The 20,482-nt window shown below is 57.7% G+C and carries 27 protein-coding genes and 1 other RNA gene; 16 read left to right on the top strand and 12 right to left on the bottom strand.

Annotated features, from left to right (window positions below; genetic code table 11):
* From ACFDSS_RS06965 to ACFDSS_RS06955, 3 genes are all read right to left on the bottom strand, one after another.
* The coding region (locus ACFDSS_RS06965) for an amidohydrolase family protein (protein WP_375255042.1) at window positions 1-505 on the bottom strand (505 nt) is incomplete at its 3' end.
* Window positions 498-1,307, bottom strand: a complete 810-nt coding sequence (locus tag ACFDSS_RS06960) for an inositol monophosphatase family protein (protein ID WP_375255041.1) — start codon at window positions 1,305-1,307, stop codon at window positions 498-500. The genes ACFDSS_RS06965 and ACFDSS_RS06960, both read right to left, overlap by 8 nt.
* A 71-nt stretch (window positions 1,308-1,378) precedes the next feature.
* Window positions 1,379-1,750, bottom strand: coding sequence for a helix-turn-helix domain-containing protein (locus ACFDSS_RS06955; protein ID WP_375255040.1), 372 nt, complete (start codon window positions 1,748-1,750; stop codon window positions 1,379-1,381).
* Window positions 1,751-2,030: 280 nt separating this feature from the next.
* Between ACFDSS_RS06955 and ACFDSS_RS06950 the strand changes: the two genes are divergently transcribed.
* Window positions 2,031-2,990, top strand: coding sequence for an NADPH:quinone oxidoreductase family protein (locus ACFDSS_RS06950; RefSeq protein ID WP_375255039.1), 960 nt, complete (start codon window positions 2,031-2,033; stop codon window positions 2,988-2,990).
* Here ACFDSS_RS06950 and ACFDSS_RS06945 read toward each other — a convergent pair.
* Window positions 2,980-3,858 carry a LysR family transcriptional regulator gene (locus tag ACFDSS_RS06945; protein ID WP_375255038.1) on the bottom strand — a complete coding sequence of 293 codons (879 nt, stop codon included), beginning with the start codon at window positions 3,856-3,858 and terminating at the stop codon, window positions 2,980-2,982. The genes ACFDSS_RS06950 and ACFDSS_RS06945 overlap by 11 nt on opposite strands.
* A 114-nt stretch (window positions 3,859-3,972) precedes the next feature.
* Between ACFDSS_RS06945 and ACFDSS_RS06940 the strand changes: the two genes are divergently transcribed.
* The 3 genes from ACFDSS_RS06940 to ACFDSS_RS06930 all read left to right on the top strand — a co-directional run bounded on the left by ACFDSS_RS06940 (window position 3,973) and on the right by ACFDSS_RS06930 (window position 5,550).
* Window positions 3,973-4,194 (top strand): DUF1127 domain-containing protein, encoded by a 222-nt coding sequence (locus ACFDSS_RS06940; protein ID WP_375255037.1) that lies wholly within the window; start codon window positions 3,973-3,975, stop codon window positions 4,192-4,194.
* Window positions 4,195-4,346: 152 nt separating this feature from the next.
* The gene (locus ACFDSS_RS06935) at window positions 4,347-5,084 is read left to right on the top strand and encodes a Bax inhibitor-1 family protein (protein ID WP_375255036.1); all 738 of its coding nucleotides are present in this window, start codon (window positions 4,347-4,349) and stop codon (window positions 5,082-5,084) included.
* 70 nt (window positions 5,085-5,154) lie between these two features.
* Window positions 5,155-5,550, top strand: coding sequence for an MAPEG family protein (locus ACFDSS_RS06930; protein WP_375255035.1), 396 nt, complete (start codon window positions 5,155-5,157; stop codon window positions 5,548-5,550).
* Window positions 5,551-5,623: 73 nt separating this feature from the next.
* Here the strand turns inward: ACFDSS_RS06930 and rpmG are convergent, their stop codons facing one another.
* From rpmG to ACFDSS_RS06890, 8 genes are all read right to left on the bottom strand, one after another.
* Entirely contained in the window at window positions 5,624-5,791 is a 168-nt protein-coding gene (gene rpmG, locus ACFDSS_RS06925) for a 50S ribosomal protein L33 (RefSeq protein WP_008233681.1), read from the bottom strand.
* A gap of 118 nt (window positions 5,792-5,909) precedes the next feature.
* Window positions 5,910-6,283: RNase P RNA component class A (gene rnpB / locus ACFDSS_RS06920), an RNA gene on the bottom strand.
* Window positions 6,284-6,295: 12 nt separating this feature from the next.
* Window positions 6,296-6,982, bottom strand: a complete 687-nt coding sequence (locus ACFDSS_RS06915) for an N-acetylmuramoyl-L-alanine amidase (protein WP_375255043.1) — start codon at window positions 6,980-6,982, stop codon at window positions 6,296-6,298.
* 2 nt (window positions 6,983-6,984) lie between these two features.
* Complete coding sequence (locus ACFDSS_RS06910; RefSeq protein WP_375255034.1) at window positions 6,985-7,803, bottom strand: hypothetical protein; 819 nt, start codon at window positions 7,801-7,803, stop codon at window positions 6,985-6,987.
* Between the two features lie 34 nt (window positions 7,804-7,837).
* Complete coding sequence (gene gatA, locus ACFDSS_RS06905) at window positions 7,838-9,325, bottom strand: Asp-tRNA(Asn)/Glu-tRNA(Gln) amidotransferase subunit GatA (protein ID WP_375255033.1); 1,488 nt, start codon at window positions 9,323-9,325, stop codon at window positions 7,838-7,840.
* Window positions 9,325-9,612: an Asp-tRNA(Asn)/Glu-tRNA(Gln) amidotransferase subunit GatC gene (gene gatC, locus ACFDSS_RS06900; protein WP_375255032.1), complete on the bottom strand. Its 288-nt coding sequence runs from the start codon at window positions 9,610-9,612 to the stop codon at window positions 9,325-9,327. The genes gatA and gatC overlap by 1 nt, the downstream gene beginning before the upstream one ends.
* A 30-nt stretch (window positions 9,613-9,642) precedes the next feature.
* Complete coding sequence (locus ACFDSS_RS06895; RefSeq protein WP_375255031.1) at window positions 9,643-10,296, bottom strand: ceramidase domain-containing protein; 654 nt, start codon at window positions 10,294-10,296, stop codon at window positions 9,643-9,645.
* Between the two features lie 97 nt (window positions 10,297-10,393).
* Window positions 10,394-10,843 (bottom strand): nucleoside deaminase, encoded by a 450-nt coding sequence (locus ACFDSS_RS06890; RefSeq protein ID WP_375255030.1) that lies wholly within the window; start codon window positions 10,841-10,843, stop codon window positions 10,394-10,396.
* Window positions 10,844-10,932: 89 nt separating this feature from the next.
* On the opposite strand from ACFDSS_RS06890, the gene ACFDSS_RS06885 reads away from it, so the two are divergent.
* The 12 genes from ACFDSS_RS06885 to dtd form a co-directional block, all read left to right on the top strand.
* Window positions 10,933-11,733, top strand: a complete 801-nt coding sequence (locus ACFDSS_RS06885) for a pseudouridine synthase (RefSeq protein ID WP_375255029.1) — start codon at window positions 10,933-10,935, stop codon at window positions 11,731-11,733.
* 63 nt (window positions 11,734-11,796) lie between these two features.
* Window positions 11,797-12,618 (top strand): TerC family protein, encoded by an 822-nt coding sequence (locus ACFDSS_RS06880; protein WP_375255028.1) that lies wholly within the window; start codon window positions 11,797-11,799, stop codon window positions 12,616-12,618.
* A 55-nt stretch (window positions 12,619-12,673) separates the two neighbouring features.
* A complete protein-coding gene (locus ACFDSS_RS06875; RefSeq protein ID WP_375255027.1) occupies window positions 12,674-12,877 on the top strand; it encodes a hypothetical protein in 204 nt (67 codons plus the stop codon).
* Between the two features lies 1 nt (window position 12,878).
* Window positions 12,879-13,772 carry a 5-bromo-4-chloroindolyl phosphate hydrolysis family protein gene (locus ACFDSS_RS06870; RefSeq protein WP_375255026.1) on the top strand — a complete coding sequence of 298 codons (894 nt, stop codon included), beginning with the start codon at window positions 12,879-12,881 and terminating at the stop codon, window positions 13,770-13,772.
* Entirely contained in the window at window positions 13,772-14,965 is a 1,194-nt protein-coding gene (locus ACFDSS_RS06865; protein WP_375255025.1) for a toxic anion resistance protein, read from the top strand. The genes ACFDSS_RS06870 and ACFDSS_RS06865 overlap by 1 nt, the downstream gene beginning before the upstream one ends.
* Window positions 14,966-14,968: 3 nt before the next feature.
* Window positions 14,969-15,928: a DUF2927 domain-containing protein gene (locus ACFDSS_RS06860; RefSeq protein ID WP_375255024.1), complete on the top strand. Its 960-nt coding sequence runs from the start codon at window positions 14,969-14,971 to the stop codon at window positions 15,926-15,928.
* Complete coding sequence (locus ACFDSS_RS06855; RefSeq protein ID WP_375255023.1) at window positions 15,928-16,539, top strand: hypothetical protein; 612 nt, start codon at window positions 15,928-15,930, stop codon at window positions 16,537-16,539. Before ACFDSS_RS06860 ends, ACFDSS_RS06855 begins: the two co-directional genes overlap by 1 nt.
* Window positions 16,540-16,555: 16 nt before the next feature.
* Window positions 16,556-17,665, top strand: coding sequence for an SPFH domain-containing protein (locus ACFDSS_RS06850; protein ID WP_375255022.1), 1,110 nt, complete (start codon window positions 16,556-16,558; stop codon window positions 17,663-17,665).
* Window positions 17,662-18,039, top strand: a complete 378-nt coding sequence (locus ACFDSS_RS06845; RefSeq protein ID WP_375255021.1) for a hypothetical protein — start codon at window positions 17,662-17,664, stop codon at window positions 18,037-18,039. The genes ACFDSS_RS06850 and ACFDSS_RS06845 overlap by 4 nt, the downstream gene beginning before the upstream one ends.
* The gene (locus ACFDSS_RS06840) at window positions 18,039-19,142 is read left to right on the top strand and encodes a primosomal protein N' (replication factor Y) - superfamily II helicase (RefSeq protein ID WP_375255020.1); all 1,104 of its coding nucleotides are present in this window, start codon (window positions 18,039-18,041) and stop codon (window positions 19,140-19,142) included. The genes ACFDSS_RS06845 and ACFDSS_RS06840 overlap by 1 nt, the downstream gene beginning before the upstream one ends.
* 21 nt (window positions 19,143-19,163) lie before the next feature.
* On the top strand, window positions 19,164-20,078 hold the full coding sequence (locus tag ACFDSS_RS06835) for a carbohydrate kinase (protein WP_375255019.1): 915 nt from the start codon (window positions 19,164-19,166) through the stop codon (window positions 20,076-20,078).
* A partial coding sequence (gene dtd, locus ACFDSS_RS06830; protein WP_375255018.1) for a D-aminoacyl-tRNA deacylase occupies window positions 20,075-20,482 on the top strand: 408 nt, incomplete at its 3' end. The genes ACFDSS_RS06835 and dtd, both read left to right, overlap by 4 nt.

Raw genomic sequence — 20,482 nt, 5'->3', positions numbered from 1 at the left:
GCGCATCTGGCGGCAGACCGCCTGCGCTTTGCCCGATACTCATCGCGCCGCGGGTGGCGTGGAAACGCAAACCGACCTCGCCTGCGGCAGCGATCGTGTCGTCCAATCGCGCGCCGTTGGGATAAAGATAGAGGTGATCGGACGTCAGCGTGCAACCGGACAGCGCCAATTCCGCCAGCCCGATCTGGGCAGAGATGAACATTTCCTCCGGTCCGAACCGCGCCCAGATCGGATAGAGCCGCTGTAGCCAGCCAAACAGAAGTGCATCCTGCGCGCCGGGAACCGCGCGTGTCAGGGTTTGGAAAAGATGGTGATGTGTGTTGACCAAACCGGGGGTGATGATCTTACCCCGAGCGTTGAATGTCGCGGTCTCAGTAGGCTGCAGATTGTGACCGATCTGCGTGATGACACCATCCTCGATCAGGACATCAGCACCCGTCAACTCACGCCGTGCGTCATCCATTGTCAGAGCAAAATCGGCAGCCTGAATGAGCAGTCTACCCATCGCCATGCGCCTGCAGGATCGCAAGTGCCTGTGCGTGAATATCTCGGTTGGCCGCTGCAATGACCCTGCCACCCTCATGCGCCGGGCCGCCTTGCCAATCCGTCACGATACCACCTGCGGCCTGCACCACGGCCATCGGGCCCTGAATGTCATAGGCGTTCAAACCGGCCTCGATAACCAGATCAATCTGGCCGAGCGCGAGCAAAGCGTAGCCATAGCAATCCAAACCGTAGCGGGTCAGTTGCGCGCGCCTGGCGACCGCTTGAAAGGCTGCCTCCTCAGACCGGGTGCCGACCTGCGGGAAGGTAGTGACGACCGTCGCCTGCGACAAATCCCGCGCCGCGCGTGTCTTGAGTGTTCGCGTGCCCTGCGGGCCGTCCAAACTGGCCACGCCAAAGCCGCCGCAAAAGCGTTCTGCGATATAGGGTTGGTCAATGATACCAAAGCGTGGGCCGGTGTCATCGCTCACGGCGATCAACACGCCCCATGTCGGCGTGCCACTGATATAGCCGCGCGTCCCGTCGATCGGGTCCAGGACCCAGGTAAGGCCACTTGTGCCGGCAGTCGCGCCGTATTCTTCGCCCAAAATCGCGTCATCCGGGCGCATCTTTGCCAAAAGGTCACGCATGACCATTTCGGCGCCCCGATCAGCGACAGTGACGGGATCAAAGCCAGCAATAACTTTGCTATCGGCCCTCAGACCATCTGTACGGAAATGCGACAAGGTGACGGGTCGCGCGGCATCCGCCAAGGTATTCGCGACGCGCTGCAGCTCCGTCTGGGTCGCTTGATCGATTTGCATGACACCTTCCTTTGGCCGCGTTACCACCTGTCAGGCGGTAGCGCGGTCCAGCAGGCAAGGTCAAGTCGCGGCTAGGCCGCTTCGCTGAGAACGCGGGCCAGATCAAACAGCCGGCGACGCTGATTTTCAGGGATCAGATAGTACGAACGCAGCAATTCAAGCGCTTCCTTGTCAGTCAGGACGTCGCTTGGCATGTCAGATGCGCCCTTGGCGCTATCCTGATCCACGGCGATACCTTCAAAAAAGAACGACACGTCCACATTGAGCACCTTTGCGATATCCCACAAACGGGACGCGCTGACGCGGTTCATGCCGGTTTCGTATTTCTGAATTTGCTGGAATTTGATTCCAACCGCTTCAGCAAGCTGCTGCTGCGTCGTGCCATTGATCCAGCGGCGTTGCCGAATTCTTTTGCCGACATGTACGTCAACGGGGTGTTTCATTATGTCTTCCTCACATTTGCACGCACACAACACACGTGACGTGTTTTTTATTTGCGGTTCAGTAATGATGGTTTAACAACTTCAATCATTCCGTCCCCAGTCATGGCAGAGATTACATTGGACACGCAACGGTTGCAGACCGCGACCTGCCTAAAAGTACAGGTTCAACCCAAGGTTTCATTGTGTATCTGGAATTTCGGGGCAGAATTCGGGGTAGAATTCGCTTTAAAAGGCGTATCGACGCTGGCACAAGAGCCTTTGTAATAAGGGAGACAGCGTGATGCGCGCATTTCAAGTCACTGATTTCAACAAACCCGCCACGCTTGAGACCGTCGCAGCACCAACCCCGCAGGCGGGCGAAGTTCTGCTTGATATTGCTGCCTGTGGGCTGAATTTCGCTGATACCCTTATGGAAAAAGGACGCTATCAGGACACCCCGACCCCGCCATTCACACTCGGCATGGAGGTCTGTGGCATCGTCAAAGCCCACGGCGAAGGCGTGCAAAACCCACCCATCGGCGCCCGCGTCGCGGTTTTTGGTGGTCAAGGCGGACTTGCAGATCAAGGCGTGTTCCCCGCAGCGTTGTGTCGTTTGGTTCCCGATTCGATGGATGATACAACTGCGGCGGGATTTATGATAGCTTATGGTACATCACATTTGGTAATAACACGTCGCGCACAACTCAAAAAGGGAGAGACCCTCCTGGTTCTGGGTGCAGCAGGTGGCGTCGGCCTCACGGCGGTGGAAATCGGCAAGGCCATGGGCGCGCATGTAATTGCTGTCGCGCGTGGTCCTGACAAGCTGGCCGTTGCCAAGCAAGCAGGGGCCGATCATCTGATTGACAGTGAAACGCAGGATATTGCCGCAGAAGTAAAGGCGCTTGGCGGGGCGGATGTTGTTTATGACCCGGTTGGCGGCGCTGCGTTCAAGGCCGCCTTACGCGCCTGCAACCGCGAAGCCCGCGCGATTGTGATCGGTTTTGCCAGCGGTGATGTACCACAGATACCGGCCAATATCCTGCTTGTGAAAAACATCACCGTGATTGGCTTCTATTGGGGCGGCTATCTGAAATTCAACCCAACCGCACTGACCGACAGTCTGGCCGAATTGATGGAGTGGCACGCCCAAGGGCGGCTGAAACCGCATATTAGTCAGGTCTTGCGATTGCCAGACGCTGCCAAAGCGCTTGCATTGCTCCGCGACCGCAAGTCGACGGGGAAAGTCGTGGTCAGGCCGTAGCCAACTGCGGCATGATCGGAGGTAACGCGTAACACCGCCGGATGATCTCAGCCATCGCTGCACTTGGGCGATCCTCGGGCTTGAGCACGTATAGGTTAATGTTTTGCGGCTTCAACGCGGGCAAAAGACCTGCGTGTTCGATCACTTCGGTTTGTGGCGGCAGACTGCCCTTGAGGGCCACATGCACGGCCAAATCCGCGCTGACTGCGGCTTCCACCGCATTGTCGGCCTCGGAATCGACGGCCATGTGCCACTTGATCCCATCTGTGTTCAAAGCCTGCAACACCCCGCTGCGGAAAATGCAATTGCCGCAAAACGCAACTGGCAAAGGTTGCCTGCGCCATGCCTGCCCGCCCACTGCACCGATCCACAAAAGCGGCAATTCGACCAAGACCTGCCCGCCGGGGCCGCATGTTTCCTCAGTGGTCAGGATCAGATCGACCTCACCCCGCCCGAACATCCCCAGCAATCTGCGGGTCGGCGCCGAGATCAGGCGCACCTGCATGCGCGGAAATGCGGCCGCAAATTGCTTCAATACCGCCGGAACCGCGGGATAGATAATGTCGTGCGGTACGCCGAATTTCAGTTCCCCTTCAAATTCCGTAGCCGTAAGGCGTGAGAGCGCCTCGTCATTGATCTCAAGCATCTTGCGCGCAAACCCGAGCAACTGTTCACCCGCAGGCGTGAGCCCGATCGTGCGCGCGGAGCGGTCCAGCAAAGCCAGATCCAATGCGTCTTCAAGGCGTTTCAATTGCATGGAAACCGCAGATTGCGTCAGGTGCAACATGCCTGCCGCCCGCGTCACCCCGCCCATATCCGCAACCGCCACAAAAGACCGTAGCGCCGTCATATCGAGATTTCGCGCCATATCAATTTCCTTGATGCTTAAGTTCAATAACATTCATTTTTATTATGGATGAATGCCCCCTATGTATCAAGCATCGAAATGTAAACGTACATTTATATCACAAAAGAGAATGACATGGCACACTCAGCAAATAAAATAATCGCGCATTCATCCCGCCAGTCGCGGTCCGTTTCACTGCACGCGCGGTTGATGACTTTCCTCGCTTTGGCACGGCAACGCCGCCAGCTTTCGGCTTTGGACCAGCACTTGCTGAATGACATTGGGGTTAGCCGTACACAGGCTGAAAATGAGGCCCAGAAATCGGGTTGGGACGTTCCCCAGCGCTGGTATTATTGAGACTGAAATCACACGCCTGCGACATTCCCGCCCAAAATGATCGGAAACGTCTCATTTCGCGTGTTATGACCTTGAAAAAGCGGTGGCGCCTGCCAATATCTTTCGCAAGGATGCCGCAGAACGGCGCCGCTGTTTTTTTTTGGAGGTCACATATGGCTCAATTTGATACAATCAGAACGGCCGGCGGGGTACGCTCGGCTGAAATTGACGCGGGACTACGCGCCCACATGAACAAGGTCTACGGCACAATGTCCGTAGGCATGTTGATTACATTTGCGGTGGCATGGGCCGTCGGCACAGCACCTGCTTTGCTCGGTATGTTCCGTGACCCGATCACATTGCAGCCGAACATTTTGGGCTGGATCGTGATGTTTGCGCCGCTTGCAATGGTCTTTGGCTTCGGCGCGATGATTAACCGCTTTTCGGCGGCAGCCGCACAGACGTTCTTTTATGCTTTCGCCGCCGTCATGGGCCTGTCTCTGTCGTGGATCTTCGTGGCCTTCACGGGCTTCTCTATCGCGCAGGTGTTCCTGATTACATCCATCGCCTTCGCCGGACTGAGCCTTTACGGATACACCACGAAGAAGGATATCTCAGGTTGGGGCGCGTTCCTGATTATGGGGGTGATCGGCCTGATCGTCGCAATGGTCGTCAACATCTTCCTGCAGTCGCCTGCGATCATGTTTGCGATCTCCATTCTGGGTGTGCTGATCTTTGCAGGTCTGACAGCCTATGACACGCAGAAGATCAAGACAGAATACCTCGCCCATGCAGAGCATGGCGACAAGGAGTGGCTGGGCAAAGCCGCCATCATGGGCGCGCTGAACCTCTACCTCGACTTCATCAACATGTTCATGTTCCTGCTGCAACTCTTCGGCAGCCGCGAATAGTAGCGCGACATGTTTTGAATTTGGAAGGGCCGGTGGTGACATCGGCCCTTTTTGTATCTAACAGCCTGATATGATGATTTCCTTGCCCATTACATCGCTTACGGCCCTGTTTGCCGGACTTCTGATCCTGTTGCTGACGGTCCGCGTGGTCCAGTTGCGCAGGCGCGGCGGAGTCGTGCATGGCGACAACAATGATCGTGCGCTGATGAAGGCGATCCGGGGACATGCAAATGCGGTTGAGCAAATGCCAATCGCACTGATCCTGATGGGTCTGTCAGAGCTGCAAGGTGCGAACACAGCCTGGCTTGCTGCGGTTGCCGCAGTCATCGTGACAGGGCGCTCATTGCACGGGGCCTATTTTGCATTCCACGGCCTGCATTGGCGACTGCGCACGACTGGCATGTGGATGACTTTGGCAGCACAGCTCGGGCTTCTCGTCAGTCTGGCACTGGTGCTGCTGGCCTGATGAACCCCGTGCCTTAAAACGCAAAAAGGCCACGCTCATGCGCGGCCTATATGCGGTGAGGTCAGCAGATCAATTACTTGATCTTGCCTTCCTTATACTCGACGTGCTTGCGCACAACGGGGTCGTACTTCTTGATGACCATCTTTTCGGTCATTGTACGTGCGTTCTTTTTCGTCACATAGAAATGCCCGGTCCCCGCAGTGGAGTTCAGGCGGATCTTGATGGTGGTAGGCTTCGCCATGTCTCATCTCTCCTGGTTGCGGGCCGGCGCGCGGCACATCGCGTTAATCTCATTGAAGCTGCCTTTTACGCTTGCGCGCGTCCGAGTCAACCTTAAACCCGCGTCAAAACGGGGGAATATGCGCGGATGGCCTATAAGCCGGATTCTGTCCCCCGCAGTTGCCTGCAGATGGATGACCATTCATCTTAAGCGCCTGTTACCAAGCGCTCTCTAGCTGCCAACCCGGACCGTCTGGGGTTCAAGCATCCCCGTCTTGCGACGCGAGGTCCCTATTTGGCATTGCTCCCGGTGGGGCTTGCCGTGCCGCTTGCGTTGCCGCTTGCGCGGTGGGCTCTTACCCCACCGTTTCACCTTTTCCTGCGCCGAAACGCAGGTAGTCTGTTCTCTGTGGCGCTATCCCTGGGGTTACCCCCGCCGGGCGTTACCCGGCACCGTGCTTTTTGGAGTCCGGACTTTCCTCGACATTGCTGCCGCAGCCATCCAGCCATCCGCGCAAGCACGCGCTTAGGCCGAACCATCCTTTGCGTCAACGGGGAAACGACCGGCGAGTTCGAGGATCATCGCCATATCGGTCGCATCAAGCGGCCCTTCATGTCGCGGTCGGAAACGCAGACGAAAGACATCGCGCAACAAAGAGGCATCCTGCGTCGCGCTGTATCCGAAAGCCTGCATCGCGGCGACAAAATCCGCAGGGTCAGCCCCTTGCGCACGCACGTCCGATGATGGCCAGACCGACAGGTTTTCCAGTGCCAGCCTGCGCCAGTCAAACCTGGCGCCGGGGTCTATTTTGCGTCCCGGTGCCATATCTGAATGCCCGATCACCCGTTCCGGCCTGATCGCCCAACGCGACGTGATGTCTTTCAGCAATGCAACAAGCGCGTCCATCTGCGCCGCCGCAAATGGCGTAGAACCGGCGTTCGCCAGCTCGATCCCGATGGACCGGCTATTGACGTCGCTCACATCCCCCCACTGCCCCGCCCCTGCGTGCCAGGCGCGCTGGTCTTCGGGCACCAAAGCGATCACTTCACCATCCTGCCCGATCAGGTAATGGGCCGAGACTTGCGTTTCGGGGTTGCACAGCGTATCCGCCGCCGCCCTTGTGGACTGCATTGCGGTATAGTGAATCAGAATGAGATCAGGCAGTGCCCCATCGCGCCGCGGCCCATAATTGGGTGAGTGCTGCCAGCGCAGTCTCAGTTTTGGACGGCCTGAATGAAAGGTGCCGGATCCCAGTCGCAGGCAAAGCCGTCCCCGTCCGGATCAATGCCGCGCCGGTCCCTTTCAGGGCCACCCCTCGCGAGGAAGTCACGCTGCGCGTCGTCCGCTGTTGCGTAGCCTGCGCAATTCCGGCGGAAGCGGGCCTGCCCTGACAACAGCGATCTGCTGTACCATTCCTGACCAAGAACATTTGGCGCATTCAGCGCATAGGCCACGATATTGGGGCCAACATCGCCGGGCCGGTCGGGGACCGCAGTCGGTGCGACCTGTTCACGCAGGGCAATTTGTGCCGCCCGTCGCATTGCATCACTTTCGATTGTTTCGCGCTCGCTGACCGCGTCAAAGTTTTGTTCATCCGAGAGCCCGACGCCACCGATAATTTGCGGCGCCGGATTGTCAGGCGATGCGTCCAGACCCAGGACACGCAATGGATCAGGGCCAAGGTTGGGTTGCGGCGCAGGTGTTGATGGTGTTGATGGTGTTGCGGGTGCAGGTGCAGGTGCAGGTGCAGGTGCAGGTGCCGGGGCCGCGACCCCGATGCCCGCCGCTTGTAGCTCAACAGTTGGGATGGCGACAGGAACGTCAACGATTTCCCGCGGCTCTTGCGACGGGATCGTGTTGACTTGCGGCTCCGGTATAATGCTTGGCGTGGCTGCCGCCAACTGCGCATCACGTATGGCGCGGGCCTGCGGGCTATCAAAGCCAATCCCTTGCACAGTTGGCACGACCCGCGGTGTACAGGCAACGAGCCCGACCAAGAGTGTTGCGACCAAAACGCCCGACTTCATCATCATTTACCTGCTGCTACGCTTTTCTTTGGGGAAAAACCTACCACCACTTTGTCGGTTTGGCCACAAAACCTGCAGACTGCTCAAGACTATAGGCCACATTCAGCAAATCCGCCTCTTCCCAAGGCCGCCCGATCAGTTGCAGGCCAAGCGGCAAACCTTTTGCGTCCTGTCCCGTTGGGACCGCAATGCCCGGCAATCCGGCAAGGTTCACCGTTACTGTGAACACATCGTTGAGATACATCTGGATCGGGTCAGCATCAGTCATTTCGCCCAATCCAAAGGCCGAAGACGGCGTCGCCGGCGTCAGGATTGCATCAATGCCATCAGCAAATACCTTGTCGAAGTCCTGCTTTATCAGCGCCCGCACGCGGCGCGCACGGTTGTAGTAAGCATCATAGAATCCAGCCGAGAGCACATAGGTCCCCACCATAACGCGCCGCTGCACTTCGGGTCCAAAGCCCTCTGCGCGGGTTTTTTCATACATCTCCGTGATCCCGTCACCTGCCGCGAGGCCCGCGCGGTGTCCAAAGCGCACACCGTCATAGCGGGCAAGGTTGGAGGACGCCTCTGCCGGGGCAATCACATAGTATGCAGGCAAGGCGTATTTGGTGTGCGGCAGCGTGATATCGACGATTTTCGCGCCTGCGTCCTTCAGCATCGTGGTGCCGTCTTCCCAGAGCTTTTCGATCTCCGCTGGCATCCCATCCATGCGATATTCTTTCGGAATACCGATGGTCTTGCCGCGAATATCGCCGGTCAGTGCCGCTTCGAAATCAGGCACGGCCAGATCAGCGCTGGTGCTATCAAGCGGGTCGTGGCCGGACATTGCGCCCAGCATAATCGCCGCATCGCGCACGTCTTTCGTCATAGGGCCAGCTTGATCGAGCGACGACGCAAAGGCCACAATCCCCCAACGCGACACGCGGCCATAGGTTGGCTTCAGTCCCGTGATCCCCACGAAAGCGGCAGGCTGGCGGATGGAGCCGCCTGTGTCTGTCCCGGTCGCCGCAAGGCAAAGATCCGCCGCCACAGCACTGGCCGACCCACCCGATGATCCCCCCGGTGTGAGCGCCGCATCATCGCCTTCACGCTTCCACGGGTTCACCGCATTGCCATAAATGGATGTTTCATTGGAAGAACCCATAGCGAATTCGTCCATGTTCAGCTTGCCCAACATCACTGATCCCGCATCGAAGAGCTTTGACGTGATCGTGCTTTCGTATTCGGGCTTGAAGCCTTCGAGAATACGGGAGGCCGCCTGCGACGGCACGCCTTTGGTGCAAAAGAGGTCTTTGATCCCCAGTGGAATACCGCACATATCCGGCGCGTCGCCCGCTTTGATGCGCGCGTCTGCGGCGGCCGCCTGTGCGGTGGCGATTTCGGGTGTGTGGTGGACGAAAGCGCCCAGCGCGTCTGCACCTGCAATGGCGCTCAGGCAATCGGCAGTGATTTCTGTGCTTGACGTTTCGCCTTTGCGCAACGCGTCCCGCGCACCGGCAATTGTCAGTTTGGAAAGCTGCGTCATTATTCAACCACCTTTGGCACGGCAAAGAACCCTTCACGGGCATCGGGGGCGTTTTTCAAGACGGCTTCCTGCTGGTTGCCATCGGTGACGACATCCGCGCGGCGCTTCAGACGTTGCGGTGTGACGGATGTCATCGGTTCGACCCCATCCACATCAACTTCGTTGAGCTGCTCAATAAAGCCCAATATCGCGCTGAACTCAGAGGCCAGCGCAGGCAGGGCGTCGTCTTCCACTTTGATGCGGGCCAATTTGGCGACGCGGCGGGCTGTTTCGGTGTCAATCGACATGCGCTCTCTCCGGCAAAACTTTTCCCGCGTTTATCGCTCTGTGCGGCCAGTCGCAAGCATATGACGTGCGTAAACATGGATCATCCAGCCAAGCATCACACCATTGAGGATATGCCAGACAAAATGCGTGCCAATCTTGATGGCATCGCAAAGGCTTTCATCAAGCGAGCGGAGGATGATTGACCCGGACAGCAACGCCGCACCCGTCAGAAAACCGCCTGCAATGCCGGGTCGGCGTCGCAAGAAAATCGCATAGAGGGCAAGCAAAAGCGGGACTGTCCAATAAAAGCTTGAAATCATCAGGAAAGGCACGCGGTTGAGTGCTGGCACGGTCGTCGCTGCATAGGGAATGAAAAATGCGGTCGCGAAAACGGCCTTCCACGCGCCCATTGGTACGATGTCACGGTTTACCAAGAACAGATAAAACAGGATGAAGATGGCGATCGGAACGACATCCAACACTGAGGCCCAGACCGTCGCATAGGTGTGAAAAAGATAACTGCCTATCCCGATCACAAAAAGGATGCCCGACAAGCTCCGCGCCATCGGCACACCTGCGCAGCGCCGCCAAAGGATCACTGCCGCGATGATAAAAGCGATGTTCGACACCGCGTTGAGCGGCTCTGACCAATAGGTGAAGTCAGTCCGCTCGCAATAGCCGTCAAACTGTTGAAGCCAATCCATCTTGGCACCTCTCTTTTGACATCATACCCTGTAGAAAATCACTTGGCGGAACATGATCTTCTAGAAGATTATATGTTGTGGAATTTCTGGAAATTCCCTATCCGCGGCGCGCATCGAAAAAAGTCTTCAGAAGTGTCTCAGCGGCGGCTGCATCGATTCCGTCGTAGATTTCTGGCGCATGATGGCATTGCCGATGGCTGAAGACGCGTGGGCCTTGGGCAACACCGCCTGATTTTGGATCTGCCGCCCCGTAGTAGAGCCTGCTGATACGCGCATTGCTGATTGCGGCGGCACACATTGGGCAAGGCTCCAGCGTGACATAGAGATCGTAACCCGTCAGCCGTTCTTGCTCCAATGACGCACAAGCCGCGCGGATTGCCAGAACTTCGGCGTGGGCCGTTGGGTCATTCAATTCGCGGGTCCGGTTGCCTGCTTTCGCCACAACACCCTGTTGGCCCACAATGACCGCACCTACGGGCACTTCACCACGCATAGCGGCGCTGCGCGCTTCATCGAGTGCCAGATGCATGTAACTGCGAAAATCCATGCCGCTTTGATGCCCTTTGACGCGTCATTCAGCAAGCCATCGCGGCAATTCAATTGCGCGCGCACCTGATCGCCCTTAAGGGAAGAGCCATGACACATACCCCACCCAGCGGCGACCGTATCGCCAAGGTCCTTTCCCGCGCGGGCATTGCCAGCCGCCGCGAGGCGGAGCGTATGATCGAAGCCGGGCGCGTCAGCGTCAATGGCAAGGTCATCATTAGCCCCGCGTTGAACGTCACACCCGCCGACAAGATTGTCGTGGATGGCAAGATGGTGGGCGAGCCTGATCCCGCGCGCCTTTGGCTTTATCACAAACCGGCGGGCCTTGTTACGACCGAGCGCGATGAAAAGGACCGTCCCACGGTCTTTGCGTCCTTGCCAGAGACCATGCCACGCGTGATGTCCGTGGGCCGTCTGGATTTGAACTCCGAGGGTCTTTTGTTGCTGACCAATGACGGTGAGATGAAGCGCAAATTGGAATTGCCCAGCACCGGATGGCTGCGCCGCTACCGCGTGCGCATCAACGGATCGGTGAGCGAAGCGAGACTGGATGAGCTGCGCGCAGGGATTACCGTCGAAGGCGTCACATATCAGCCGATGGTCGTCACTTTTGACCGCCAGCAAGGGGCCAATGCCTGGCTGACCGTCAGCATCCGCGAAGGCAAAAACCGCGAGATCCGCCGTGCCATGCAGGCCATCGGTGTGACCGTAAACCGTCTGATCCGTGTCAGCTATGGGCCCTTCCAACTTGCGAACCTTAAGCAAGGCGAAGTCGAAGAGATCAAACAGCGCGTTGTACGCGATCAGTTGGGACTTTCCGGCAATCCCGCGCCGAAACCTGCGCGAAAAACGGTCAATCGCCCTTCAAGGGGGAAAAAGCGCCCTCTTTGAACCTTGTCGTGCATCTTGTGGTGTGCATTCTGACGGAGACGAAATCTTACGGGGGACACCGATTTGGCTGACTTGTTCACGCTAGAAAACGCTATAAACTTGATTATGCTGTGCTTTTTGCAGGCGGTATTGGGTTTCGACAACCTGCTTTACATCTCTATTGAGAGCAAGCGCGCGCCCGTAGCCCAGCAAAAAACCGTGCGGACATGGGGCATCATCATCGCGGTCGCGCTCCGTGTGGTATTATTGTTCACGATGATCCGGCTTATTGATGCGCTGTCAGAACCCTTCTTTATCTTGGATTGGGAAGGTGTAATCGAGGGCGGCGTTAACTTCGCTACCATCGTCTTTGTCTTTGGCGGTGCCTTCATCATGTATACGGCCGTGAAAGAAATCGGGCACATGCTGTCGATGGAAAACCTTGGCCATGATGTCGAAGGCAAGGGATCAAAGTCGGCGGCGCAGGTTGTTGTCCTGATTGTCGTGATGAACCTGATCTTCTCGTTCGATAGTGTCTTGTCCGCGCTGGCGATCACGGATGTCTTCCCGATCCTTGCCTTTGCGATCATACTGTCTGGTCTTGCGATGCTGCTCCTCGCAGATGGTGTCACTCGTTTTTTGGAAAAAAACCGGATGTACGAAGTGCTGGGTCTGTTCATACTGCTGATTGTAGGCGTTGTTCTTTTGGGTGAATCCGGTCCGGCGGCAGCCCATGCGATGGATGACGACAGCCTCCAGATCATGGTGTTCGGCCAAGACATCATCCCGATGTCGAAATCGACGTTCTACTTCTCAGTGCTGGTTCTGGTCGCGGTTGAGATTATTCAGTCCGGCTATACCCGCAAGCTCAACGCTGAACGGGCGGCACTTCAAAGACACTCGTAAATCAGTAGCTGCTTCCTATCTAAGAAGTGAATAACAAAGGAAAAGTGACGAAAAAATGGTGCGATTGATCCTCTTGGTGGCGTTTATTGGTGTGGTTGCCTTTGCAGTCACTGCCGCCTTGGGAACAATTCAGGCGCTTGCCCGTGCTGGTACTGGAAAGGACGACGAGATTATGCCCGTGAAATTTCAACGCATCACCTATGTTTTGCTGGTTCTGCTGATGTTTGGCGTCACCACCGGCTGGTTGGGGGGCCTCTGATATGGCCAAGCGTTTCGGTGGCGAATTCAGCCCTGACGGGAAAGCAAGCGCCCCGCGCGAGACCGTCATGGGCGAACGCCGGATCAAACGTGCAGGCGGGCGCGCCAAATTGCTTTATGTTCCAGGTGTCATTCTTGCCGCGACCTCTTTGAATGAAGGTGCCGCCGCGCTTGTGATTGCACTTGTGGGTGCCGGCATCCTGACCCTGGCCGCCTGGCTGCTGCAAGAAGGGCTGGAGGCGGAAGCCGCCTACCATGCCCGCAAGGTGGCCCGCCGTCCGGCCCTGCCGCGCAAAATGCTGGCGACCGCCCTGACGGGTCTGGGCGTGGCGGTTGCCGCTTATCTTGGCGATAGTGGCATTGTGGGCTCTGTGCTTTACGGCATCGCCGCTGGCGGTTTGCACACCGCGACTTTCGGGATCGACCCGATGAAAGACAAACGGATGGACGGGGTTGATACGTTCCAGCAAGACCGCGTTGCCCGCGTTGTGGATGAGGCCGAGGCCCATTTGACCACGATGCGAGCGCAGATTGACGCGCTCTCGGATCGCCGCCTGACCGAACGCGTGGAAGAGTTTCAAGTGATCGCGCGCCGCATGATCCGCACGGTCGAGGAAGACCCCCGTGATCTGACAGGCGCGCGCAAATATCTCAGCGTCTATTTGATGGGTGCGCGTGACGCGACCACCAAGTTTGTCGATCTCTACCGGCGCAACAAGGATGCCGATGCACGCGCCAGTTTTGAGGCCCTGCTCGTCGATCTTGAACAAAACTTTGCCGCCCGCACCGAAAAAATGCTGCTCGATGACCGCAGCGATATGGATATTGAAATCAACGTACTGCGTGACCGTCTGCAACGTGAGGGCGTGCATCTGAAAACAAAGGGGAATGAATAATGTCTGATACAATCCGTCAAAAAGCTGAAGCCGCACTTGCCGAAGTTGAGAAGGTCACCGCTGTGGTTCTGCCGGAACCCAAAGGTGAGCTCATTACATTGGAAGCGGCCGACGCGCCCACGGCAACTGAAATCGAAAAACGCGTGGCCGAGATTGATATCAGCGATACGAATTCCATCGTGTCCTTCGGGTCTTCTGCGCAAGCGGAATTGCAGGAAATCAGCCAATCGATGTTGGCTGGCGTGCGCAACAAGGATGTCGGGCCCGCCGGTGACAGCCTGCGCAATATCGTGACAACGATCCGTGGTTTTTCGATCTCTGAGTTGGATGTTCGCCGTGAGCGTAGCTGGTGGGAGCGTCTCTTGGGTCGCGCCGCGCCGATGGCGAAATTCGCCGCCCGTTTCGAAGAGGTCCAAGGCCAGATCGACAATATCACCGGTGATCTTCTCAAGCATGAACATGTCCTTCTGAAAGACATCGAAAGCCTGGATGTGCTTTATGACAAGACCCTGCAATTCTACGATGAATTGGGCCTCTATATCGCCGCAGGCGAGGCCAAGATCGCCGATCTCGACGCCACGACGATCCCTGCCAAGGAAGCCGAAGTCGAAGCCGCGCCAGAGGATCAAGCCGTCATGGTTGCCCAGGAACTGCGGGACTTGCGCGCGGCGCGCGATGATCTGGAACGCCGTGTGCATGACTTGAAACTGACCCGTCAGGTAACAATGCAATCGCTACCGTCGATCCGTTTGGTGCAGGAAAACGACAAGTCGCTGGTCACCAAGATCAATTCGACCCTCGTCAACACTGTGCCACTCTGGGAGACCCAATTGGCACAGGCCGTCACGATCCAACGCTCTGCTGAAGCTGCCGAGGCCGTCCGTGGCGCGAATGATCTGACAAATGAATTGCTCAAGGCCAACGCGGAGAACCTGCGTCAGGCCAACACCGCGATCCGCACGGAAATGGAGCGCGGCGTCTTTGACATCAATGCGGTGAAAGAAGCCAACGCCAATTTGATTGCGACGATCAATGAAAGCCTTGAGATTGCAGACGAAGGCAAGCGCAAGCGCGCTGAGGCCGAGGTCGAGTTGCAAAAGATGGAAGCGGAATTGAAGGAGACACTCGCCGCAGCCAAGGCCCGCAAGACAGGCACCGGCGACACGATCGGCACTGCAGCAGGCGCTGACTAGCACATGGCGGCAAGGGGCATCAGATATGGCCTGATCGCGCTCGCCTTTGGGACGGGTGTGATGGGGTGCACACAGGTGGCCCCGCCTGTGTTACCGCCTCCGCCAGCGCCTCTCTTGCCAGAACAGCCAGCGGATGCAGCCCCGGTCGAACCCAGTCAGGCCAGCAAGGATCTGGCCGCTTATTACGGGCGCCTGCAAGACCAATTGTTGGCGCAGGGGTTGTTGCGCGGCGATGGGGGCGGGCCTGACACGCCGTTTACCGACACGCAGCTTGCGCGCAATTTTGTGCGGATCGCGCTCTTTAATGAATACCGCGATGATAGTGATCTACGACGTCCACAGGCGACGGTTTCAAAGCTGCGACGCTGGTCCGGCCCGATCCGGATGTCGATCCGTTTCGGCGACACCGTCCCGCTCAACCAGCGCCGCATGGATGAGGCCACGGTCAGCGCCTACGCCGCCCGGCTATCGCGGATATCGGGCGTGCCAATCCGCCTGACCGATCGCAATCCGAATTTCCATGTCCTGTTTCTGGGCGAGGACGACCGGCGCAATTTTGGTGACGAGTTACGTGCGTTGATCCCCAACATCCCCGATGCGACCCTGCGCAGCTTCGTGAACCTGCCACGTGAACAGCTTTGCGTCGTGATCGGCACCTTTGCACCCGGTCAATCGAATTACACCAAGGCCGTGGCCCTGATCCGCGCAGAACACCCCAGCCTGATGCGTAGTGCCTGCATTCAAGAAGAACTGGCCCAAGGCATGGGTCTGGCCAATGACAGCCCCGGCGCACGCCCTTCGATCTTCAATGATGACGAGGAATTCGCCCTGCTCACCCGGCAGGATGAGCTGTTGTTGCGGATGCTCTATGATCCGCGTCTTCAGACTGGCATGGACCCAGCGGTTGCCGCACCGATTGCGCGCCAGATTGCACGCGAATACCTCGCGCAAGGGGAAAGCTGATGCGGCTCTTGCTTGTCCTTGCGCTACTTTTTACTGCCTCGGCGACGTTTGCACAGGACCGTTTCGGGGACTGGGTATCGCAACAGCTGGGATTTGAACCCGTCTATGCCCAAAGCATCGGCTGGGATATGCCGGAGCCTTCAGTGCGCGTGACCGATCCAATGTTTCCTGTGAATGGGGGCGCTAGTGTTATTGACACCCCCGAAACGACAGCTTGGCTTGTTGGAATGTCAGCAAATCCGGAGGACGATGACCTTGCGGGCATGGCGCTCGTTTGGTCAGACGGCCCGTTCGCGCGTGTCGTACAGCTTGTTCCCGCAATCAGCCAAAGCGGCATTGTGGCGTTTCAAACGCCCCGGCAAATTGGCGTGATGGATGATTTTGCTGCAATCCTGGCAGATCAAATGGCCCCATACGCCCCCGGGCCCGTTTTGGCGCGCCTGTCGGACAGCTCTGATTTTGCAGTCGGGGACAGCGGCAGACCGGGACAGTGTTTTCAGTTCAGCGCGCTTTACAAAAGCAATGACGACCTGGTTGCACTTGTCGTACTCTTCCAATCGCACCTGCGTGATGACGCGGACGCTCCGGCGTGCGGGCCGCTCACATCTTGACCTAAGGAGGCTCTTCATGGGCATTTTCGATTTTCTCACCGGCGAATTTATCGACGTCATCCACTGGACTGACAGCACCCGCGACACGATGGTCTGGCGCTTTGAACGCGAGGACCATGAGATCAAATACGGCGCCAAGCTGACCGTCCGTGAAGGGCAATCGGCCGTGTTTGTGCATGAGGGCCAATTGGCGGATGTCTTTACTCCGGGCCTTTACATGTTGGAAACCAACAACATGCCGATCATGACGACACTTCAACACTGGGATCATGGTTTCCAAAGCCCCTTCAAATCCGAAATATATTATGTGAACACCACCCGGTTCTCGAACCTGAAATGGGGCACGAAGAACCCGATCATGGTGCGCGATCCCGAATTCGGACCGACCCGTCTGCGCGCCTTTGGCACCTACACGGTCAAAGTCGCCGACCCTGCTGTTTTTCTGCGTGAAATTGTCGGGACCGACGGCGAATTCACAATGGATGAGATCAGTTATCAGATCCGTAATATCATCGTGCAGGAATTCAGCCGTGTTATCGCCTCTAGCGGAATTCCTGTGTTGGATATGGCCGCGAACACCGCCGATCTGGGCAAGCTGGTTGCCAGCGCGATTGACGGCACAATGAAGCAATACGGGCTGTCCATTCCCGAACTCTATATCGAAAATATCAGCCTGCCCCCTGCGGTCGAAGAGGCATTGGACAAACGCACCTCCATGGGGTTGGCTGGTGATTTGGGCAAATTCACCCAGTACTCTGCGGCAGAGGCCATGACATCTGCGGCCAACAATCCCGCAGGTGGTGGCATGGCCGCCGGTCTAGGTGCCGGCATGGGGATGGCAATGGCCGGACAAATGGCACAAGGCGGCCCTTGGGGTGCAGCCCCTGTCGCAACGGCCCCACCACCCCCACCGCCGCCAGTTGAGCATGTGTGGCATATTGCAAAGGGCGGTGACGTCACCGGTCCGTTCTCGAAGGCTGCAATGGGTCGCATGGTGACCCAAGGCAAGCTGAGCCGTGACAGCATGGTCTGGACCCAAGGTCAGGACGGCTGGATGGCAGCGGGCGATGTGATGGAGCTTGCCCAGCTCTTTACTGTCATGCCCCCACCCCCTCCCGGCGCATGACCCATCGACGGCTGGCGATAGGCTTGCATTGGTCGATCCTGATGCTGGCGCTTGTGATGGTCAAAGGCGGCATCCGGGTCGCGAGGGCGCTGGCCAATGGCATGTTGTGCAAACCCGGTCCCAAGCTGACCTGGGTATTGCGCACGGTCTCTCGGTGGGTGCATCGCGCAACGCATACGGTGCTGGCCGTGACTGTTGTCTTGAACGGCACGGCGTTGGTAGGTGCCGTTCCGCATGACACGGGCTGGGCCGCGCTTTTGGTTTTACTAGCGGTTGGCAGCTTTCACGGTCTGTACCTATTCTGGCGACATAACGTCCTTTTCGACGGTGCGCTACGGGTGATGACACCGCGCTTCATGCATAAGATCCTGTGATGGCTGAAAGCACAATCACAACGGTCGAACATCGCTTTCCTTGCGACAACTGCGGCGCAGATTTTCGCTTTGATCCGACGACCGACCAGTTGACCTGCGATTTTTGCGGCAACACAGCCGCGATCGAAAGCAGCGGGCCTTGGGCCAGTATCATCAGCGAGCTGGATTTCAAACAAGCCGTGAACGCCAAGCTCGCCGATGCTGATCTGGAAGAAACCCGCGTGAATACCTGCCCCAATTGCGGCGCACAAACCGAATATGACCCTGCCATTCACGCCGCTGAATGCCCCTTCTGTGCGACCCCCTTCGTCACGGACACAGGTGCGCATCGGCACATCAAACCGCGTGGGCTGCTGCCCTTTGCGATGGACGAACGGGCGTCGAAAGCCGCCGTGTTGGACTGGTTGGGTGGTCTGTGGTTCGCCCCAAACGGCTTGGCGGAATACGCGCGAAAGGGCCGCAAAATGAACGGTATCTACGTGCCATACTGGACCTTCGATGCCGATACCAAGAGCCGGTACACCGGCCAGCGCGGCACGTTCTACTACGAAACCCGCACCGTGATTCGTGATGGCAAGCGCCAACAAATCCGTGTGCGCAAAACCCGTTGGCGGGCTGTCTCTGGTCGGGTAGCACGCTTTTTTGACGATGTGCTGGTGCTTGCATCCCGATCCTTGCCCAAGACATACACCGATGGGTTGGAACCATGGGATCTCTCGGCTCTGGAACCTTATAAACCCGAATATCTGGCCGGGTTTCGCGCTGAAGGCTATCAGGTTGAACTTGTCGATGGCTTCGGTGAGGCCCGCGCTTTCATGGATCGGATGATCCGTCGCGATGTCAAATATGATATCGGTGGTGACGATCAACGGGTCGGAACGGTACAGACGCAGGTCAGCGACGTGACATTCAAACACATCCTGCTGCCAATCTGGGTGGCCGCTTACAAATATCGCGGCAAGAGCTATCGCTTCGTGGTAAACGGGCGCACGGGGCGCATACAGGGTGAGCGCCCCTATTCCGCCTGGAAAATCGCATTTGCGGTTTTGATCGGGCTTGTCCTTGCGCTTGGCGCAGGATTTGTTATCGCCAACAGTCAGTAATTCCTTCGAGAGGGCAAACCGATGATCCTATGTGCTGGCGAAGCCCTGATTGACATGTTGCCGCGCGAGGCGACGACCGGCGAAAACGCCTTTGCCCCGCATGCGGGTGGAGCGGTGTTGAACACAGCCGTGGCGCTGGGTCGTTTGGACGTGCCGGTGCAGTTTTTCTCAGGCCTTTCGACTGACCTGTTCGGCGACGTCCTGCGCGCGCATTTGGATGCGTCAAAGGTAGACAGCAGCGTGGCGGCCATGTCGGACCGCCCGACAACGCTGGCATTTGTGACATTGACCGACGGCCATGCGTCCTATGCCTTCTACGATGAGAACACCGCAGGCCGGATGCTGTCCGCCCCCGACTTGCCAGATACATCGCCGGATGCGCTTTTCGTCGGCGGCATCTCGCTCGCGGTTGAGCCTTGTGCCGCGGCCTATGAAGCGCTTGCGGCGCAACATGCCTCTGACGCGGTGGTGATGATGGACCCCAATGTGCGCCCCAGCTTTATCGCAGATGAGAGCGCATTCCGCGCACGTATGGGGCGGATGATCGATTATTGCGATATTGTAAAAATGTCCGATGAGGATTTGGCGTGGTTCATGCCCGATGAAACGACAGAGGACGCAGCCCGACGGGTCGTGGAAGGCGGCGTGAAACTACTTTGTATCACGCAAGGTTCCACCGGTGTGACCGGCTATAGTGCTGAGCACGAAGTCTTCGTGCCTGCCAAGAAGGCGCAGGTCGTGGATACGGTCGGGGCCGGTGACACGTTTAATGCTGGGCTTTTGGCCAGCTTGCATCAGGCGGGTGTTCTGACCAAGTCTGCGTTTGCAACATTGGACCCCGACGTCATCGGTGATGCGCTGACACTTGGCGCAAAGACCGCTGCCATCACGGTCAGTCGTGCGGGCGCAAACCCGCCATGGGCATCTGAGCTGTGAGAGCATTGATCCAACGCGTGACAGAGGCCTCGGTGAGTGTCGACAACACGGTGATTGGGCAAGTCGGGCAAGGCATTCTGATCCTGATCTGCGCGATGGAGGGGGATGACGCTGCCAAGGGCAAAGCCTTGGCCGCGAAGATCAGCAAGCTGCGGATTTTCAAGGATGACGCGGGCAAGATGAACCGCTCTTTGGTGGATACCGGTGGTCAGGCACTGATTGTCAACCAATTCACGCTATCCGCGGACACCTCACGCGGGAACAGGCCGGGCTTCTCTGCGGCGGCGAAACCGGATGAGGGCCGCGCACTTTATGAAAGCTTTGTCGCTGATATGGGCGCGTTGGGGATACCCACCGTAACGGGTGCATTCGGGGCGGATATGGCCGTGCGGTTGACCAATGAC

Source organism: Yoonia sp., assembly GCF_042093035.1.
Classification (GTDB): Bacteria; Pseudomonadota; Alphaproteobacteria; order Rhodobacterales; family Rhodobacteraceae; genus Yoonia.
Note: the sequence above shows the minus strand (reverse complement) of the source record. Positions and strands in the feature narration are given on the sequence as shown.

Coding starts and splice junctions, on each gene's coding strand:
- ACFDSS_RS06960 (WP_375255041.1), bottom strand. CDS start 1,307: ATGCAAATCGATCAAGCGACCCAGACGGAGCTGCAGCGCGTCGCGAAT.
- ACFDSS_RS06955 (WP_375255040.1), bottom strand. CDS start 1,750: ATGAAACACCCCGTTGACGTACATGTCGGCAAAAGAATTCGGCAACGC.
- ACFDSS_RS06950 (WP_375255039.1), top strand. CDS start 2,031: ATGCGCGCATTTCAAGTCACTGATTTCAACAAACCCGCCACGCTTGAG.
- ACFDSS_RS06945 (WP_375255038.1), bottom strand. CDS start 3,858: ATGGCGCGAAATCTCGATATGACGGCGCTACGGTCTTTTGTGGCGGTT.
- ACFDSS_RS06940 (WP_375255037.1), top strand. CDS start 3,973: ATGGCACACTCAGCAAATAAAATAATCGCGCATTCATCCCGCCAGTCG.
- ACFDSS_RS06935 (WP_375255036.1), top strand. CDS start 4,347: ATGGCTCAATTTGATACAATCAGAACGGCCGGCGGGGTACGCTCGGCT.
- ACFDSS_RS06930 (WP_375255035.1), top strand. CDS start 5,155: ATGATGATTTCCTTGCCCATTACATCGCTTACGGCCCTGTTTGCCGGA.
- rpmG (WP_008233681.1), bottom strand. CDS start 5,791: ATGGCGAAGCCTACCACCATCAAGATCCGCCTGAACTCCACTGCGGGG.
- ACFDSS_RS06910 (WP_375255034.1), bottom strand. CDS start 7,803: ATGATGATGAAGTCGGGCGTTTTGGTCGCAACACTCTTGGTCGGGCTC.
- gatA (WP_375255033.1), bottom strand. CDS start 9,325: ATGACGCAGCTTTCCAAACTGACAATTGCCGGTGCGCGGGACGCGTTG.
- gatC (WP_375255032.1), bottom strand. CDS start 9,612: ATGTCGATTGACACCGAAACAGCCCGCCGCGTCGCCAAATTGGCCCGC.
- ACFDSS_RS06895 (WP_375255031.1), bottom strand. CDS start 10,296: ATGGATTGGCTTCAACAGTTTGACGGCTATTGCGAGCGGACTGACTTC.
- ACFDSS_RS06890 (WP_375255030.1), bottom strand. CDS start 10,843: ATGGATTTTCGCAGTTACATGCATCTGGCACTCGATGAAGCGCGCAGC.
- ACFDSS_RS06885 (WP_375255029.1), top strand. CDS start 10,933: ATGACACATACCCCACCCAGCGGCGACCGTATCGCCAAGGTCCTTTCC.
- ACFDSS_RS06875 (WP_375255027.1), top strand. CDS start 12,674: ATGGTGCGATTGATCCTCTTGGTGGCGTTTATTGGTGTGGTTGCCTTT.
- ACFDSS_RS06870 (WP_375255026.1), top strand. CDS start 12,879: ATGGCCAAGCGTTTCGGTGGCGAATTCAGCCCTGACGGGAAAGCAAGC.
- ACFDSS_RS06865 (WP_375255025.1), top strand. CDS start 13,772: ATGTCTGATACAATCCGTCAAAAAGCTGAAGCCGCACTTGCCGAAGTT.
- ACFDSS_RS06860 (WP_375255024.1), top strand. CDS start 14,969: ATGGCGGCAAGGGGCATCAGATATGGCCTGATCGCGCTCGCCTTTGGG.
- ACFDSS_RS06855 (WP_375255023.1), top strand. CDS start 15,928: ATGCGGCTCTTGCTTGTCCTTGCGCTACTTTTTACTGCCTCGGCGACG.
- ACFDSS_RS06850 (WP_375255022.1), top strand. CDS start 16,556: ATGGGCATTTTCGATTTTCTCACCGGCGAATTTATCGACGTCATCCAC.
- ACFDSS_RS06845 (WP_375255021.1), top strand. CDS start 17,662: ATGACCCATCGACGGCTGGCGATAGGCTTGCATTGGTCGATCCTGATG.
- ACFDSS_RS06840 (WP_375255020.1), top strand. CDS start 18,039: ATGGCTGAAAGCACAATCACAACGGTCGAACATCGCTTTCCTTGCGAC.
- ACFDSS_RS06835 (WP_375255019.1), top strand. CDS start 19,164: ATGATCCTATGTGCTGGCGAAGCCCTGATTGACATGTTGCCGCGCGAG.